This is a genomic window from Anabaena sp. UHCC 0204 (genome assembly GCF_009711975.1).
Classification (GTDB): Bacteria; Cyanobacteriota; Cyanobacteriia; order Cyanobacteriales; family Nostocaceae; genus Dolichospermum.
On sequence record NZ_VIKW01000003.1, the window covers coordinates 293763 to 312723 of the forward strand.

Annotated in this window: 11 protein-coding genes; 5 read left to right on the forward strand and 6 right to left on the reverse strand. The window is 40.5% G+C overall.

Features of this window, described 5'->3' with window-relative positions; genetic code table 11:
* The first annotated feature begins 95 nt into the window (after nt 1-95).
* Nucleotides 96-869 carry a pseudouridine synthase gene (locus FJR04_RS04265; RefSeq protein ID WP_168492105.1) on the forward strand — a complete coding sequence of 258 codons (774 nt, stop codon included), beginning with the start codon at nt 96-98 and terminating at the stop codon, nt 867-869.
* A 16-nt stretch (nt 870-885) separates the two neighbouring features.
* The gene (locus FJR04_RS04270; protein WP_168492106.1) at nt 886-1647 is read left to right on the forward strand and encodes a RodZ domain-containing protein; all 762 of its coding nucleotides are present in this window, start codon (nt 886-888) and stop codon (nt 1645-1647) included.
* A 261-nt stretch (nt 1648-1908) separates the two neighbouring features.
* Here the strand turns inward: FJR04_RS04270 and malQ are convergent, their stop codons facing one another.
* A complete protein-coding gene (gene malQ, locus FJR04_RS04275) occupies nt 1909-3414 on the reverse strand; it encodes a 4-alpha-glucanotransferase (protein ID WP_168492108.1) in 1506 nt (501 codons plus the stop codon).
* Nucleotides 3415-3765: 351 nt separating this feature from the next.
* Between malQ and FJR04_RS25825 the strand changes: the two genes are divergently transcribed.
* The gene (locus FJR04_RS25825; protein WP_217359212.1) at nt 3766-4641 is read left to right on the forward strand and encodes a bacteriohemerythrin; all 876 of its coding nucleotides are present in this window, start codon (nt 3766-3768) and stop codon (nt 4639-4641) included.
* A 6-nt stretch (nt 4642-4647) separates the two neighbouring features.
* Complete coding sequence (locus FJR04_RS04285; RefSeq protein ID WP_168492109.1) at nt 4648-5079, forward strand: NUDIX hydrolase; 432 nt, start codon at nt 4648-4650, stop codon at nt 5077-5079.
* Between the two features lie 86 nt (nt 5080-5165).
* On the opposite strand, the gene tkt is transcribed toward FJR04_RS04285, so the two are convergent.
* From tkt to FJR04_RS04305, 4 genes are all read right to left on the reverse strand, one after another.
* Nucleotides 5166-7178 (reverse strand): transketolase, encoded by a 2013-nt coding sequence (gene tkt, locus FJR04_RS04290; protein ID WP_168492110.1) that lies wholly within the window; start codon nt 7176-7178, stop codon nt 5166-5168.
* A 45-nt stretch (nt 7179-7223) separates the two neighbouring features.
* A complete protein-coding gene (locus tag FJR04_RS04295; protein WP_168492111.1) occupies nt 7224-7367 on the reverse strand; it encodes a hypothetical protein in 144 nt (47 codons plus the stop codon).
* Nucleotides 7368-7515: 148 nt separating this feature from the next.
* Nucleotides 7516-8769: a beta-ketoacyl-ACP synthase II gene (fabF, locus tag FJR04_RS04300; protein WP_168492112.1), complete on the reverse strand. Its 1254-nt coding sequence runs from the start codon at nt 8767-8769 to the stop codon at nt 7516-7518.
* A gap of 339 nt (nt 8770-9108) precedes the next feature.
* Nucleotides 9109-9363 (reverse strand): acyl carrier protein, encoded by a 255-nt coding sequence (locus tag FJR04_RS04305; protein WP_168492113.1) that lies wholly within the window; start codon nt 9361-9363, stop codon nt 9109-9111.
* A gap of 284 nt (nt 9364-9647) precedes the next feature.
* Here FJR04_RS04305 and FJR04_RS04310 point away from each other — a divergent pair, with 284 nt between their 5' ends.
* The gene (locus tag FJR04_RS04310) at nt 9648-10553 is read left to right on the forward strand and encodes a CoB--CoM heterodisulfide reductase iron-sulfur subunit B family protein (protein WP_168492115.1); all 906 of its coding nucleotides are present in this window, start codon (nt 9648-9650) and stop codon (nt 10551-10553) included.
* Between the two features lie 125 nt (nt 10554-10678).
* Here the strand turns inward: FJR04_RS04310 and FJR04_RS25830 are convergent, their stop codons facing one another.
* Nucleotides 10679-18934, reverse strand: coding sequence for a Calx-beta domain-containing protein (locus tag FJR04_RS25830; protein ID WP_371717171.1), 8256 nt, complete (start codon nt 18932-18934; stop codon nt 10679-10681).
* Between the last annotated feature and the right edge of the window lie 27 nt (nt 18935-18961).

The window sequence follows — 18961 nt, forward strand, 5'->3', positions numbered from 1 at the left end:
CTTAAACAGTCCTTAACCTTAGCACTGAAGTTTGTTAATAACCAAGTGCAAACATTAGTTGTTTACGTATTCAACACAAAATCAACAATTTTCAGATGGAGGCACGGTTACAAAAAATTATCGCTCAATGGGGTATTGCCTCACGACGTGAAGCTGAAGAAATGATTAAGCAATCACGAGTGTATGTTAATGGAATATTGGCACATTTAGGTCAAAAAGTCGATCCCCAGCTAGATAAAATCTCCATTGATGGTAAACCTGTGTTGGTAGAACAGCGTCCATCCTTGATGTATCTATTAGTGCATAAACCCACAGGATTTGTATCTACTTGCTATGATCCTCAAGGAAGAGCAACTGTGTTAGATCTGCTACCACCAGAATTAAGACAGGGATCGGGTATTCACCCTGTCGGCCGCTTAGATGTAGACTCTACGGGAGCATTAATCTTGACAAATGATGGGGAACTAACTTATGGACTTACCCATCCGAGTCATAGTATTTGTAAAACATATCGTGTTGTCGTTCAAGGACATCCCCCAGCAAAAGTTCTCAAAATGTGGAGTCAGGGTGTAGTTCTAGAAGGAAAAATGACCAGACCTGCTCAGGTGCATTTAATTGCCAGTTATCCTGATCAAAGCTGTTTAAAAATTGTCTTACAGGAGGGAAGAAACCGCCAAATCCGCCGTGTAGCTCAACAATTAGGATATCCAGTTATTCAACTACATCGGACAGCGATTGGTTCAATTCAATTAGAAACGTCAATAACACCTTTTTTGCCAGTTGGGAAATATCGTCATCTCACTGGAGATGAGATTAGTTTTTTAAATAAGCAGATAAATCGCACACCTATTAAGACAAAGCTGAGTTAAGGAGTAAAGGGAAAGCATGAAATGGTTCAGAAAGAAGGAAGAACAGCCAATCAAACCTTCTATCAAGGAACACCAATCCGAAAAGTTGGCACAAATTGGCGCTCAATTAGCTGCACTCCGTCAAGAGAAAAATTTAACTCTTGATGAGTTAGTCGTAACGACCAGAATTCCTCGACGACTTTTGCAAGCAATCGAAGAAGGCAAGTTAACTGACTTACCAGAACCCATTTATATTCAAGGCTTTATTAGACAGTTTGCAGACGCTTTAGGTATCAAAGGAGGGGAATTTGCCAGTCATTTTCCTATTGGTTCTCAATCGGTGGGTTTTCAATCCACAAAAAAAGGCCTAAATATTCCTCAATTACGTCCTATTCATCTCTACCTGTTCTATATTGCGCTGATCTTTTGCTCTGTTAATGGTTTATCGCAATTATTGAATAATGCCTCCTTGCAGGCAAATAATAGCCAAATTCAACCCAATACACAAGCAAAATTAACAAACGCGGAAACAACAGGGAATAACAATTCACAGTCTGTACAAGTTGGTGTTACTTTAAAGGCATCTTCTTGGATTAGTGTAGTTACCGATGGCAAAACCGCCTTTGAAGGAGTTTTACCAGAGGGTTCTAGTCGCACTTGGAAAGCCACTAAACAACTAACAGTAAAAACTAATAATGCTGGAGGCGTTTTAATGAGCGTCAATCAGCAGAAACCAAAGGAAATGGGAGAAATGGGGAAAACTCAAGAAATTAAAATTGCTGCTAAACCAAACTTATAGAATAGAGTAAAATTTTGGATTGCTCTTAATTAATTGACAATTGACAATGGGTGATTTGGTTTAAAACCTCTCTTTTCAAGGAAAGAGTAAGAAAAAACTTTCCTTACTTTCGATCCTCTACACTTTTGGGAGAGGTAATTTTCCATTATCCATTGTCAATTGTTGAAAGGTTACTAACTACGCCAATCCAGGAAAAATCTCAGGTGCTGATGATTGATTAAGCCGAAATCGTTAATTTCAAATCCACAATCACCTCATTTATCACTGTCTATGAGCGCGTCCGTAACGGAGAGTAAGAGTTTTTAAGCGATCGCCTAAATCTGGCGTTAATACACCTGCTTGGTAACGCCATTCCCAATTTCCTTGTGCTGTACTCGGAAAATTCATCCGGGCTTCATTTCCCAACCCTAATACATCCTGTAACGGAATAATTGCTTGATTGGCGATCGAACTCAAAGCTAATCTAATTAAATCCCAGTTTATCCCGTCAGGACTAATACAACCCAAATACAACAACAAATTTTGCTTTTCGTAATCATTCGCAGCATTAAACCAGCCCACAGTCGTATCATTGTCGTGAGTGCCAGTATAAACTACAGCATTGCGAGTGTAGTTAAAGGGTAAAAACGGATTACCGGGATCAGAACCAAAAGCAAACTGTAATACCTTCATCCCTGGAAACTCAAACTGATCTCGCAGTGCTTCTACCTCTGGCGTAATGATCCCCAAATCTTCCGCCAAAACAGGTAACTTACCCAACCGCTTTCTAATAGTTTCAAACAAAGCTACACCAGGCGCTTCAATCCATTCGCCATTCATAGCCGTTTCTTCCCCTTGGGGTACAGCCCAATAAGCTTCAAAACCCCGGAAGTGATCAATGCGAATTATATCCACATAATCCAACATCGCCTCAAAGCGCAAGATCCACCATTTAAAGTCTTGTTTTTGCAATTCTTCCCAGTTATAAACCGGATTGCCCCATAATTGACCAGTGGCGCTAAAGTAATCTGGTGGTACACCCGCCATTAAAGCCACTTCGCCCGTTTCTTCATCTAAAGCAAAAATATCTGGATTCGCCCAAACATCAGCACTATCATGAGCTACATAAATGGGGATATCACCAATAATATCTATACCATTCTCATTAGCATAATTTTTGAGTTCTGACCACTGACGGAAAAACTCATATTGGACAAACTTGTAATAAAAAATCTCCTCTGCTAACTCTTTTTCAATTTTGGCTAAAGCTACTGGTTCACGCTTTGCCAATTCCGGTTGCCAATTATGCCAGCTTTTACCCTTTTGGGCATCTTTTATCGCCATAAATAGCGCATAATTATTTAACCAATAGCCTTTATCAGCACAAAACTTAGCAAAAGCTTGTTTCTGCTGGGAATTTGCTTTAGTTTTAAAATCCTCACAAGCTTTAATGAGTAGATTGACCTTAATAGGGATAACTTCGTTAAAATCTACTTTATTTACTGGAAAATCTGGTAAATCAGCTAAATCTTCTTCAATTAACAAACCCTCATCTAATAACTTATCGGGACTAATCAAAAAGTAATTTCCCGCCATTGCGGAGTAGCACATATAGGGAGAATTACCATAACCAGTTGGACCTAGAGGTAAAACTTGCCAATATTGTTGATGACTATCTTTGAGAAAATCAATAAACCGATAAGCTTCCAAACCTAAATCCCCAATACCAAAACGACTGGGGAAAGAACTAGGATGCAGTAAAATACCACTTGATCTAGGAAAAGGCATAGTTAATTGTAAATATGAGTAGATTGTTTATGAGGACTTAGACAAATGTTACATTCAATTTATTTTGTAGAGTGTGTCAAATATTAAAAATATTTTGATTCTTAACAAACTATCTAGTCTGACCCATGGTACTCAAATATCACCTGCCCAAGTCCTGTTTATAACTAACAATCGAGAACTTCATTGAAGTTATCATGGTATAGTTAATATAGATAGATTCTCAGTATAAAGAAATAGTAAAAATTGTAAAGGAATACGAAGATTTTGATTGCAAGTTTTACACAGCAAACATTTCTATAATTACTCGGATGTCTAAGAAGTTAAATTTTATTCTCTGTTGAGGAGTTCTATATGAGTATTAAAATCGCGCAATGGCGACCGGAGTATGAAACAGGCAATGATATTATTGATGAGCAGCATAAAAGTTTATTTAGTACCATTAATGCGCTAAATAGTGCGATGTTGGAGGGACAGGGCGAAGCGTTATTAGGAAAAACACTTGATAGTTTAAAAGACTATACCACAGTTCATTTCGACACTGAAGAAAAATTCATGCTCGACCATAAATATCCAGATTATGTAGAACATAAGCAGAAGCATGAAGCCCTTAAAGCCAAGGTTTTGAGCTTTGAGAAGAAAAATTATGATGACTTATCCAAGTTAACAAATGCAGTTTCTCACTTTTTAACTGATTGGTTAATTCATCACATTAAAGATGAAGACAAAAAGATGATTTCATTTTGCCGTCATGGTCATTGGAGTGAGTCTAAAACTGATCATATCTCATCGGTTTCTAGTGATAATAAACTAGAGATTGCACAATGGCGGACCGAGTACGAAACAGGCTATATCCTCATTGATAATCAACATCAAAGCCTTTTCCATGCTATTAATGCTCTCAATAGTGCCATGCTAGTAGGGAGAGGAGAAGAATTACTAGAAAGAACTTTAGAAAGTCTGAAAATTTACACAACTATTCATTTTGAAACCGAAGAAGAATTTATGCTTAAAAATAATTATCCAGGCTACCTGGAGCATAAGGCAAAACATGAACTCCTGCGGCAACAAGTAGAAGAGTTTAATCAACAAATAAAGATACAAAATACATCTCAGATTACTATTACTGTATCCCATTTTTTGACAGATTGGCTGATCCATCACATTAAAGATGAAGACAAGAAAATGATTGCTTTTCTACGCCAAAAACGAGAACAAAAACAGAAATAAATAATTATGACTTACAGAAATCCTGCTCCTACTGTTGATATCATTATTGAATTAATTGATAGACCTCATCGCCCCATTATCCTGATTGAAAGACATAATGAACCTTTAGGTTGGGCGCTACCCGGTGGTTTCGTTGATTATGGCGAAGCTGTGGAAAAGGCAGCTATGAGGGAAGCAGAGGAAGAAATAGGTTTAAAAATAGAGTTAATCGAACAGTTATTAGTTTATTCTGATCCTAGTCGTGATCCTCGTCAACATACGATTAGTATCGTATTTTTAGCAACAGCTATAGGTGAACCTTTCGCTGGTGATGATGCTAAAAGTGTGGGTATTTTCGAGCCTTGGTGTGTTCCTGGTAATTTATGTTTTGATCATAACCGGATTCTGCGGGATTATTGGCAATATCGTCATTATGGAATACGTCCCCGGTTAGGGTAAGTAGGTTGGCCTAAAACGCCAGAAATTATAAGAAAAAAGGTGAGCTTTTTAGCCCACCCAAAAAATCAGAGAATATCCTGTGATAATTAAGCTAACAAAGCTTTGGCTTTAGCTAAAACATTATCAACAGTGAAGCCAAACTTCTCCAAACAAGTGTTACCAGGAGCAGAAGCGCCAAAAGTATCAATACTTACTGTATCACCTTCACTACCGATATATTTGTGCCAACCGAAGCTACTAGCAGCTTCTACAGATAGACGCTTGGTAACAGCTTTAGGAAGAATAGATTCTTTATAAGCTGCGTCTTGTGTATCAAACAAGGTAGAAGAAGGCATAGAAACAACACGAACTTTCTTACCTTCAGCAGTTAATTTTTCCGCTGCACTGACACAGAGGCTCAATTCTGAACCTGTACCAATGAGGATAATATCTGGTGTACCTTGGCAATCAACGATTGTGTATCCACCTTTAGCAACACCTGCAATGGATGTACCTGCTAGATTGGGGACATTTTGACGAGTGAACGCCAATAAAGTAGAAGCTTGTGCTTTAGACTTTTCAATTGCGACTTTGTAACCACCAGATGTTTCATTTCCGTCAGCAGGACGAATTACGGTTAAGTCAGGAATCGCGCGGAGGGAAGCAAGGGTTTCAATGGGTTGGTGAGTAGGACCGTCTTCACCTTGGCCAATGGAGTCATGAGTCATTACCCAAATTGAGCCAGCTTCAGAGAGAGCAGCCAAACGAATTGCCGCCCGCATATAATCTGTGAAGATCAGGAAGGTTGCACCATAGGGAATTAAACCTGAGTTATGCAACGCCATGCCGTTACAGATTGCACCCATGGCGTGTTCACGTACACCAAAGTGGATGTTGCGGTTTTGGAAGTGTCCTTTCTGGAAGTCGCCAAAACCTTTGAGTTCGGTGAGGTTGGAGTGGGTTAAGTCGGCAGAACCACCAATTAATTCTGGTAAAACTGCGGCTAGTTTGTTGAGGCAGTTTTCTGAGTGTTTGCGGGTGGGTAATGCTTTATCTTCTGCTGTGTAGGTAGGTAATACTTTGTCCCAACCGTCTGGTAATTTGCCGCTCACAAAACGGTCAAATTCAGCCGCTTCTTGGGGGTATTTAGCTTTGTAGTCAGCATAGGTCTTGTTCCAATCGGATTCATAACCTGCACCGCGTTCTACAGCCTTGCGGGCATGGTTAAGGGCATCAGCAGGGATTTCAAATGGTGCGTAGTTCCAACCCAAGTTTGTCCGAGTTAATGCTGTTTCATCTGGACCCAAGGCTGCGCCGTGAATACCTGCGGTGTTAGCTTTGTTAGGAGAACCATAACCGATGGTGGTTGTCACCTTAATCATGGTGGGTTTGTCGGTGACAGCTTTTGCTGCTTCGATCGCTTTGGCAATTCCTTCTAAATCGGTGTTACCATTTGCAACGTGCAGAACGTGCCAACCGTAGGATTCAAACCGTTTGGAAACGTCTTCGGTAAATGCTACATCTGTAGAACCATCAATGGAGATGTGGTTATCGTCATAAAGAGCAATTAGTTTACCTAATCCCCAATGTCCGGCGATGGAAGCTGCTTCACCAGAAATCCCTTCCATGTTGCAACCATCACCAAGAATTACATAAGTGTAGTGGTCAACAATCTTGGCATCGGGTTTGTTGAATTTAGCAGCTAGGTGTGCTTCGGCTACGGCTAAACCAACTGCATTGGCAATTCCTTGACCTAGAGGTCCTGTTGTTACTTCTACGCCGGCTGTAACAAAGTTTTCAGGGTGGCCTGGGGTCTTAGCACCCCATTGACGAAATTGCTTGATGTCGTCTATGGTAACGCTATCGTAGCCTGTCAAGTACAACAAGGCATACTGCAACATTGAGCCATGACCTGCGGACAAGACAAAGCGATCGCGGTTGAACCACTGGGGATTTTTGGGGTTATAGCGCATGAAGCGATCCCAAAGTACAAAAGCCATAGGAGCAGCGCCCATGGGCAGTCCAGGGTGTCCCGATTTGGATTTTTCTATGGCATCTACAGCCAAAAAGCGGATTGAATTAATACAAAGTTCTTGGATGGATTGGGTTGCAACAGCCATAATTTCTTATTGTTAACGACGGGTTAGCACTCTTTTTAGCTTTTTTTAGCTGGGGTCATTATCAAGTGATCCCACTTTCCTCATCATCCCATTCCCAATTGTTGATGGACAACCGGGATCTTCTGAGTTTTTAGTGATGAATAAGCTGATAATTTGGTCATGCTGTTCACCAAGCTTGGCGTTAGCCATTCTCAGGATTAAGCAATGATATCTATCATACTTGCCACAGGTTCACTTCTTTGAAAGCTAACCAGTAGCAAAATAATTTAGGGATAGATCATACAAGTCTTAGTAATTGGGTTATTAATTTCACCTATTACCTGACTAGCAAATACCTTTAGGGGGTGAATTTCTTAAAGGCCAAGGTGACATTATGACCACCAAAACCAAAAGAATTAGATAAGGCTACTTCTACTTTTTGGGCGCGGCTATGATGAGGAACATAATCTAAGTCACACCCTGGATCAAGATTTTCGATATTGATAGTTGGGGGAATTTGGTCATTAGCGATCGCTAAAATTGTCGCTACTGCTTCAATCCCACCAGAACCACCTAATAGATGTCCTGTCATAGATTTAGTAGAACTAATTGCTACTTGATACGCATGATCTCCCAAGGCTTTTTTGATCGCCGCAGTTTCATTCACATCATTGGCTGGTGTGCTAGTTCCATGAGCATTGATGTAACTTACCATTTCCGGTGCGATCGCCCCATCCTTTAAAGCCAATTCCATTGCTCTAGCTGCACCTAAACCTCCAGGGACTGGGGAAGTCATGTGGTAAGCATCACAGGTCATCCCATAACCAATAATTTCCCCATAAATTCTTGCACCACGACTGATGGCGTGTTCTAATTCTTCGAGAATTAAAATCCCTGCACCTTCACCCATGACAAAGCCATCGCGATCGCGATCAAACGGACGACAAGCATGGGCTGGATCATCATTGCGAGTAGATAAAGCCCGTGCAGCAGCAAATCCTGCTACTGACAAAGGTGTAACCGCTGCTTCACATCCACCGCAAATCATCGCTTTAGCAAATCCCCCTTGAATCTGACGAAAAGCATCACCAATAGAATTAGAACCAGCCGCACAAGCCGTCACAGAACAAGAATTAGGACCCTTTGCACCCGTATGAATTGCTGTCAATCCTGCTGCCATATTGGCGATCATCATTGGAATCATAAACGGACTACAACGATCAGGACCTCTATTCAAGTAAATGGTTTGTTGGTCTTCTAAGACCTTAATCCCACCCACTCCAGAACCAATGATAACACCCACCTGTTCAGCGTTCAGATCATTAATCACTAAACCTGAATCTTCAACAGCTTGTTTAGCCGCAGATACACCAAATTGGGAAAACCGATCCATTCGTTTGGCTTCTTTGCGTTCTAAGTAACTCTCTGGATTAAAATTTTTAACTTCACCCGCAATGCGGCAACTATGTTTAGAAGCATCAAACGCGGTGATATAGTCAATACCATTTCGTCCGCTTAATAATCCTTCCCAATATTCAATTGCTGTGTTACCAATAGGTGTAATCGCACCTACACCTGTTACAACAACACGTTTACGTTTAAAATCTGTCATGATTGCATTAAATATGGCGAAAAAGCAGCAGGTTGAACAAATAAAAGTGCTAAGTTCCGAATCAAATGTCAAAAGTCAAGAATTTACTAAGCTAAAACATATCTACTTTACATAATTCAGATTGACTGAATATATGATGAGATGGACATCTTGCCCGTCTTCATGATGCAAGTTCAATAGGGAATAGCTTAGTTTTTCAGAATTATGGACGTTTGACACTTTTTTGAAGTCAAATCTACAGTTTGAACATTCAACACATATCCATAGGCGGGTTTATCAAGTTAATCTGTGTGCAATCAAAGTATCTGTTTAAACCCGCCATACTGAATTGTGTCTTGATTATGCGGATGTAGCCTGTTTCTCTTTGATGATGTAATCCACTGCATTTTGAACAGTTAGAATTTTTTCCGCTGCATCATCAGGAATTTCGATCTCAAACTCTTCTTCTAACGCCATGACTAGCTCAACTGTATCTAGGGAATCAGCCCCTAGATCATCAGTAAATTTAGATTCTGGTGTAATGGTTTCAGCGTCTGCACCGAGTTGATCAACGATAATCTTTTTGACCTTTTCAAAAATATCTGCTTGGCTCATAGATAAAAGTCCTTAACAAGTTGCTATGATTTGCTCTAAATGAACAAAGTTTTTTTTGAGCATATACATCTTATCGGAAAGGGTGAACCTGCGTATACGTTATATCGTTAAAACTGAGGATTGGATATTGGCAAGATTGAGAGGTTAATAACCCAACTACCAATTACCAATCAGGATGGAGGATGAAAAAATCATGAAGATTAATCTTAAAAATCCTCACAATCAATCCTTTTGTTTCATCCTTTTCATCCCCATTACCCTAAATTTAAACCCAATATACATCCATGCTATCTCAAACACTCAAATACGCTTATTATCCAGGCTGTGTAGCTCAAGGGGCTTGTCGAGAATTGTATTTATCAACTCAATCCCTAACTCAAGCCTTGGGTATTGAACTAGTAGAACTCAAAAAAGCCGCTTGTTGTGGTTCAGGTACATTTAAAGAAGATTCCCAATTATTAGAAGACACTGTTAACGCCAGAAATATCGCTTTAGCAGAAGCATTAAATCTACCTTTACTAACCCATTGCAGCACCTGTCAAGGTGTTATCGGTCATGTTGATGAACGGCTAAAAGAATGTCAATCAACAAATCCCGACTACCTCAACAAAGTTAATGGTTTATTAGAAAAAGAAAGTTGTTCACCTTATCGGGGAAGTACAGAAGTTAAACATCTTCTCTATGCTTTAGTCACAGATTACGGTTTAGAGGAAATTACTAAGCGCGTCACCCAGAAATTAACTGGATTAAAATGTGCCGCTTTTTATGGCTGTTATCTACTCCGCGCCCAAAAATCTATGCCCTATGATGATCCGTTTCAACCCGAAGCAATGGAAAATGTATTTCGGGCTGTAGGTGCGACACCTATATATTATCGTGGACGGACTCAATGCTGTGGTTGGCCTTTATCTAGCTACGCAACAACAGAATCTTTCCAAATGGCTGGAAATCATATTCAAGAAGCTTTAGCTAATGGGGCTGATTGTATTGTGACACCATGTCCTTTGTGTCATTTGAATTTAGATTCTCGTCAACCAGAAGTGGAAAAAGTAATTGGTCAAAAGTTAGGTTTACCAATTTTACATTTACCCCAATTGATTGCTTTAGCTTTAGGTGTAAGTCCCAAAGAACTCGGTTTAGAACGACATATTGTATCCACAAAACCCGTTTTAGAAAAATTGGGATTTTGATAAAAGCCCTGGCGATTATAAATCGCGGCTATACAAACAAAGTCCGCCTACGCGGACTAATAAAAAATTAAGTGTTTAAAACCCACGGAGGTGGGTTTTGCCTGTGTAGACGCGGTTTCTAACCGCTAGACGATACTCAAATTCACTCGCACGATTACATCGTTGAAATCTTTGTCACCACCATTTGGTAAATCTTCAAAGCCAAATATATTATTCCCTAATAAGCGAATGTGATCTACTTTATCAGCGTTAGCTCCTATGTATGGGAAGTAAATTGCTGGATTGTTATTGGGATTGCTATCAAGTAAAGCTTCAGGTCTACCATTAGCAATAATAAATGGTGCAAAGATAGAACCTGGCTGGAAACTGCCTGTGTAAGTTGCTGTACCTTGATTATTAACTGTTAAGTCAATACCTGCAACACGGCCACGAATTGCGGCTTCAATATAACCAGCTTGTCCAGCAAAAATATCGGCTTTACCATCTCCATTGGAGTCAATACCACCATTTTCATCAGCTACTTGATAGAAACCAATGAAATTATTAAAAGCTGCTTCTCTGTTGACCATAAAATCAGCTTTTACCTGACTTGTGATACCGCGTAAATCAATCACTTCTCCTTGGAATTTTCCTTGCAGATTTGTACCTAAAGGTAATGAATCATTGGTGGGACTAAATTGTACTACTAAATTATTAAAATTAGCAGCATTATTCCCAGAACCATCTTTCCAAACTAGAGAAAAGTTATCATTCCCTAAATCTGTAATCTTTTGGGTTAAAGGATCTGAAAATAGTATGTCTGTAAGTGGGGTTAAGCCAGCCCGTACAGAATCAATTGTGCTGTTTTTAACTAATAGGAATCTCAAGTTTTCACCAGAGTTAAATTCCAACAAATGTGTCAAATTGTCGGTATTAAATCCATTGGGAAGATTAGAAATAGCAGAGAAAATTATCTGACTTCGCTCTAAAGCTGCTTGAATATAACCAGCCACACCTGGTGCAATACCATTTATTCTACCTTGAGCGTCATCAACAGTAAATACTCCTAATTCATTAACAAGATTAGAATTTTGTGAAGTAAGGGTGACTTTTAAAGTTGATTTGTCGCTGTTACTAGAGATGTTAAAAATATCATCAGCAATTCGGGAAATTTGGAAGGTGGGTGAGCTATTAATCTGTGCAACAGTGAGTAGAAATGTGTCCGTTGCAATTAAACCTTCATTATCTGTGGCTCGTACCTCAATTGCCAGATTTCCTAGATTAGCATTAGTTGGTGTACCACTGAAGGTGCGGGTGTTGGGGTCAAAATTCAGCCAACTTGGTAAATTACTGCCATCTTGGAGAGTTGCTGAGTAACTCAAGATATCATCTTCGTCTACATCTAAAAAAGTATTTTCTGGGATAGTGAATATAAAGGTTGCGTCTTCGGTTGCAGTTTGATCTGCGATCGCATTATCTAATGTTGGCGCATTGTTGACATTTTCTACTGTAAGAGTAAAGATATTGCTCACATTTGCATCTTCTTGGTCTATGGCAGTAACTTTAATTCTTAATGTGCCAACATTGTCATTAACAGGTGTACCGCTAAAGGTGCGAGTTGTGGTATCAAAAGTCAACCAACTTGGTAATGGATCACCATTTTCTAATGTTGCAGTGTAGGTAAGTATATCTCCTGGATCAATATCGTTAAACGTGTTTTCTGGGATACTGAAAGTAAAAAATATGTCTTGTGTTGCGACTTGCTCCACAATTGGTTGCTGAACTGTTGGTGGATTATTAATAGGTACAGTACTTGTCGTTGTCGTCGTATCTGGCTGACTGGGAGCAATTTCCCTTTGCCCTAAATTGTCAGTAGCAACGCTATAAAAAGCATAGTTGCGTCCCGTTTCACCATTGTAGATAGCAGAAGTGGCTGTGGTATTAATTTGCCAAGGAACAAATTCTCCACTATCGGTGGAAACAAAAATATCATAAAAGGCTACACCACTACCCGTATCGCTGCCTGTCCAAGACACGTTAAAGTTAGGGTTACTGTTAATGGGTAAAGCATTGACTTGGCTTACGGGGATGTCACTATCTAAGGTGTTAAAAACTGCGGTGGTTTGGATAGGAGTTTGGCTGTTAAAGGTGATGGTGGCTTGGGCATCAACGCGAGTATTATTGATGGAGTTGGCTTGAGGTTGAACACTGTAGCCTACAAAACCGCTTCCTACCCCATTTTGGTCATTGGCAGGTAAAAAGCCCTGAATAGTACTGTTGGTGGCGTTTCCCGTGGTGGGGTCAATGGCGGTCAATGTCCAAGTGACCACACCTGTAGTTGCGTCTAGTCCAGCATTGACATCAACAAAAACACCTCTGGTACTACGGAGGTCAAGACGTTGGCTATAATTTTGTACACCAATGGGAACATTAACGGTAATTGCCCCAAACCCAAAGTCACTGAGGGTGAAGGTATTCAGGTCGAGATCAGAGTCGAGTTGTTGAGTGATGGTAACTTGGGCAATGGGAGTCGTCCCCTGGTCGGCGTTGTTGGTAAAGCGGATGGTATAAGGAATGACTGCATTGGCTGTTAGCCAGTATTGAGTTCCAAAACCATTGGGGTTGATTAGGGTATTAGGGGCGCTGACAGTGGTAAGTCGCTGTTGAGTCGCAGCTTCTTGGATAAATTGCAGGTCGCCATTGGTGATAAAAATATCCAGGATGACATCTTCTAACACATCTGGATCTGTAATCCCGGCATCTCTAGCGATTTGTTCGGCGGCGGCGCGTTGTGCAGGGGTTAAGGTTGCGGCTGTAATAATATTACGGGGGTAAGTCAGGTCAGTGAAAGTATTGGTATCCTGTCCTGGGTTGTAGTCAAACAGTGAATCATCTTGGCTAATCCTCCAACTATTGGCATAGTCACCATAGAGTAGTTGATTGGAGATAGAACCACCAATAACTGTTCCGTCACGCAAGGCAAATTCATCATTGCGGCTGTCGTTAAAGTTACCTAAAAGTCCCACAACGTTTCCTTGACGGTTATCAGCCAAGCCCAGGTTAATATTCAGAAAAGTATTCCTATCGCTAATCTGAATGAGGTCATTATTGGCAGTAATAATAGTATATGAATTGCGTGATCGTGTGATTAAGTTTTCTCCAGCCGCATAAATACCACTATTGGGTAGGTCAACAATATTACCATTAATGACAAGGGTTTCATCTTGGTCAGCGTAAATAGCAATGCGTTGATCATCTATTTTAATAGCAACTGCGGTATTGATAGATACACTGGTACTGTTTCCCCAAGGTTGTTGTCGGGTTTGAATTTCAAAGTCGTCGGTTGTGGATTTAACGAGGGTAAATTCTCCAACAGATTGGAAGCCATAGCCTAACCCGTCCAGGGTTTGGAGGTGGGGATCGTTATAAGTTCTGGCACTGGGGGTTGGAAGTGATGGGTACTCAGGTGGTGTGTTATCAGATGGAGGTAGAAACTCAGGTTCTTTAGGTATATCTTCAGGTGTGTCGCATAACTCATTATTTATAGAATTTTCTATAGGATCTGATAACAATTTGGGTCCAATCCTTTTCCCAATCTCTTCTCCAATTACTCCTCCCAATCTACCTGATAAGAATCCGAATGGTCCTCCTAATATCCATCCAATTCCGTATCCAATTCCGAATCCAATAAATGCTCCAATTATTTTTGCATTAATTTTAGCTAAACCCTTGCTAAATAATTGCTCTAGTATGCCACAATTTCCAGAGGGATCAATAAAAATAACTGGATTATTGAAACCATACCGATAAAAGTTTGTATCTCCACCATTCAACCCAATCGGATCAACACTTGTAAATCGCCCTAATCCACTATCATAAAACCTTGCCCGCATGAAATCGAGTCCATTACCCTCATCCATGATTCCCCATTGACCTACATACTCAAAGGGGTTAGCAACACCTTCAACTTTAGTTAAATCTTCCCCAAATGGTAAATAACTGTAGCGGTTAACATAACTACCATTATTTGCTGTTAACCCTACCGTTGAACCGATCGCATCGGCATCATAGTAATAAATGTCACTCCCGTTTACTTGACTAACTAACCCAAGTCCATGAATATAATTAGCAACTAAATTACTACTACCGTCATATTGCCCCACAACATCCCCTAAGCCAAGAGGATCGAGTAAATATTCTGTCCGTTCACCATTAAAGACAGTAGCAACGCGGTTTCCTAACCCGTCATATTCATAATTCCAAGTTCCATCAGGCGTAACTACTTGAATCAAGCGGTTTTCTACATCATAGCTGTAGGTGGTTGTTTGTCCCCCTTCAGTTTTGCTAACTAAATTCCCGTCAGTATCGTAGGCATAAACCGCATTACCTACATTGGTATATTGATTAAGGTTATTACTGGTGTAACTTGTCTCTGTTCCATTGTCTGTCACCGAAATGCGATTTCCTGCGGAATCATACTGGTAATTAACGGTACGATTATCAGGTGTAACTACAGAAATTAACTGGCCTGTAGCATCATAATCATATTCAAAAGTTCCCTCTATGGTGGTCATGCTAGTACGCCGACCTAAATCATCATAGGAGTAATCAAAAGAAGAGTTAACTGTATTGTCAGCTTGATAGTTGATCAAACGAGTTAACTGACTTTGTTGATTGTATTCGTAGGTGGTATAAGTGCCGTTTCCGTTGGTCTCTTTCACCAGACGACCTACATCATCATATTCATAGCTAACAATACTTTCTCCTGTGGCATTGGTTAAGGTTGTTAACTGTCCGAGATTATCATAAGTGTAGTTAACTGTATAACCATCCTGAGATACCAACTGGGTACGCTGACCATCAGCATTGTAAGTATATTGAAGAGAACGCCCTGTAGGATAACTAATCAGAGTTAGTCGGTTAGCAGCATCATACTCTAAAGTAATAGTCCCCGTTTCATCGGTGACACTGGTGAGATTCCCCCTAGTGTCATAACTATATGCAACCCTAGAACCATCAGGGTATTGTTTCTGAGTGAGTTGTCCGTCTTGATTGTAGGTATATTGAATCGTACTACCGCGACGGTTGACATAACTGGTGATATTACCAATCGCATCCACGCTAAACCGTTGACTACTGGCATCAGGATAGGTAATCTCAGTCAGATTGCCATTGGCATCATAGCTATAACCAACTCCATTACCTTTGGGGTCTATAAAACCTGTCAGTTGATTAAAGGTGGCATCGTAGGTAAATTTAACATCTTGATTGAGTAAATTTGTCTGGCTGGTTAAATTCCCGGCATCATCGTAGCTGTAAGCTGTTTGACCACCATTTGGTAAAGTTGCACCAATTAAATTCCCATTAGCATCGTATCTAAATAGCAGATTTTGGTTATCAACGCCGCGAATTTGTCCTGCATTACCGCGATCGTCCAGTAGGATAGTTTGGGATGCTCCGGTACTATCAGTAATAGTTACGCCACCCGTACTATCGTAACTATAGGTCAGGGTTTGGGTTTCCCCGTTGCTAAATTCTTTAATTAGACGACCTTGGTCATCATATTCAAAAATACGCTGATAACCAAGATTAGATGTTACCGATAACAGAGAATATTTTTTCGCGGCGATATCACTTGTATCGTAGGTATAAGTTGTTGTTCCTTGGGGGGTGGTGACAGATAGCAGATTTTCAGCAGAAGCATCATAACTGTAAGTGGTGATTTGTCCTGTGGAGTCGGTAATCTGACTAATCCGCCCTTGGGCATTGTAAGTGAGGATTAAACTGTCGCCATTGGTGTGAACTAAATTAGTGAGGAGATTGTTGGTATATTCCAGCGTAATGCGATTATCGTTGCTATCTTCAACGGAACTGAGTTTACCATCATTCGCAAAGATTGAAATTGTACCATTAGTTTCCCGTAAACGATACTCACCATTATTAATTGTGAGAGTTGCACCACCAACTTCAAGATAAGTACCATCCGTCTGCACCTCAAAAAATCGTTGCAAATCTCCCACACTGCGAATAACAACATTACCTTGGTTATCCGTTGTTGCACTGGTATCCCACTGACTAGTCCAACCCTGTCCTAAACTACCTAAGTTGTAACGTTCGGCAATAGATTGATAAAACGTCCGCCCAAAGGTTAAAGAAAGTCCTGGTGCAGCATCTATTACATCTATTGTGCTGAGTAAATTTACATTGGTGAGAGTATTGACTGCTTGTCTCCATTCAAAGGCAAATAACCGGGTTAAATCATTGGTGGGTTGCCCCAATTTACTTAAATAGGTGGCATTTTCTGCCATGACGGTTTGAAACTGTCCGGCAGTTTGCCCTAAAGCATCTGTTAAATTATTCCATAGCGCATCCCAACCAGCAGCATCAATAAAACTATAATCGGCGCGAGATTCGGCTTTAATACTTGCCCAATTAATTACTTCATCTGGTGCAACTTGTTCAACACCAAAGGAAATTAAGCCGTTTCCGTTGGGAGTATAGCTAAAGGAAAATTGTCCTTGTTCACCGGGGGCTAAAATTCCGCCTAGACCTTGGCTACTCGTTCCTAAAGTTAAATTCAGTAGTTGACGCAGGGTATCACTGACTGTATTTTCTTCAGGGTATGTTACCTGGGCATTGGTTGCTGATATTCTGAACAAAGGAGCAACGACATCTGTTTGTCCAATATTGGTATAAGTAACAGTTACTACACCCTGTGATGGATAACTTAACTTAACCTGAACATTCCCTGGAGGCCGATTAGTTACGGTAAAAGCAGAGTTAGCAGTAGCCGTATTTAGTCCATTTGTGACTTTGACATCGTATCTACCAGTGTTCAGCCCTTGTAAATCAAAAGTTGCCCAGACTTCTCGATCATTTACCCAGTAGACTTGATCAGCAGTTTGTGTGGTTCCAGTAGATGAAACTAAGCTGATTTCATCGGTTGGCGAGAATTTTTGACCTGCAATAATGATGGTTGTTTGCCCTTGATTACTGCCCGTAGCCCCTTGAGGAAATCCTGATATGGCAATACCATCATTATCAATAATGGTGAGTGTGGCGGTGTTTTGTTGTCCAATGTTTGCCCCTCCAGTTGGATTGATTAGGGTTAACTGGACGGTTTCATCTGGTTCTGGGGTGTTGTCATTAACGATGGGAATAGTGACAATTTTATTCGTTTCCCCATTAGCAAAATTAACAACAATGGGAGCATTATTGTAGTCACTTGGTGCTTTAGCTGTGCCATTTTGCAAGTTAATGGAGGCACTTACAGTCCCATTACTGCCACCAGTGCGAGTAACTGTGACAGCAGCAATAGGTGTTCCATCTTCTCGGACAGTAAATTGGGGGGAACTAAAGCTTAAAGTACCAGGAGCTATAGATTTAACTGCGATCGCCAGTTGCTTCTCAACAGATAACCCTCCTTGATCGGTTGAGCGTATTCGCACACTATAGTTATTTTTCGCTGCATAGTCGAATACAGCATTCGTTATGAGTTGGTTATTAGCGATCGCGAATTGGCTGTTATCCTCTGAGCCAGATCCTGTAACTAAACTATAGGTAAAAGTATTTCCTATATCTGGATCGGTTGTATTTAGGTTGCCAATAATTGTTCCAACAGCTTTTTTTTCTTCTATATTGCTATTATTGAGCGTAAGGTTAGTAGGAGCTTGATTTCCACTAATACCATGATCGAGAATCGTTAGGGTTGCACTATTTTGCTGTCCAATGGTTGCGCCTCCAGAGGGATTAGTTAGCGACAGTTGGAGGATTTCATCGGGTTCAGCGATCGCGTCATTGACAATAGGAACAGAAACAGTTTTACTGGTTTCTCCATCGGCGAGATTTACAGTAATAGACGTATTGTTGTAATCACTGGGCGCTTTAGCAGTACCATCTGCCAAGTTAATAGTGGCACTCACAGCACCATCACTTCCACCAGTGCGAGTAATTGTTACCGCCGCGATCGCACTTCCATCTTCTCGGACGCTAAATTGAGGAGAGCTAAAGGCTAAAGTCCCTGGAACTAAGTTCGGATTAACATCTATTATAGTTCCTATAACTGGTACAGATGTACCAATAGCATAACTATTACTACTAGTTAGAATGAGTGAAACAGTCTCATTGAGTTCGACAACGTTATCTGCTATGGGTTTAATAGTCACAGTTGCAGAAGAAGAACCAGCCGCGAACGTGACAGTTCCTGTAGAAGCAGTGAAATTGTCTGCTCCAGTCTGGGTATAGTCCGTATTGAATATCGCAGTACCACCAACACTGTAGTTAACAGTCAGGGCATTAGTAGTAGATCCAATGCGAAAAAATGTGTAAACCAGATTATTTGTGCCGTTCTCTAAAACACTACTGGGAGATACAGCTAAGTTAACAGTGCTGACTGCATTTATATCTGGATTTGGATTTGTATTATTGAC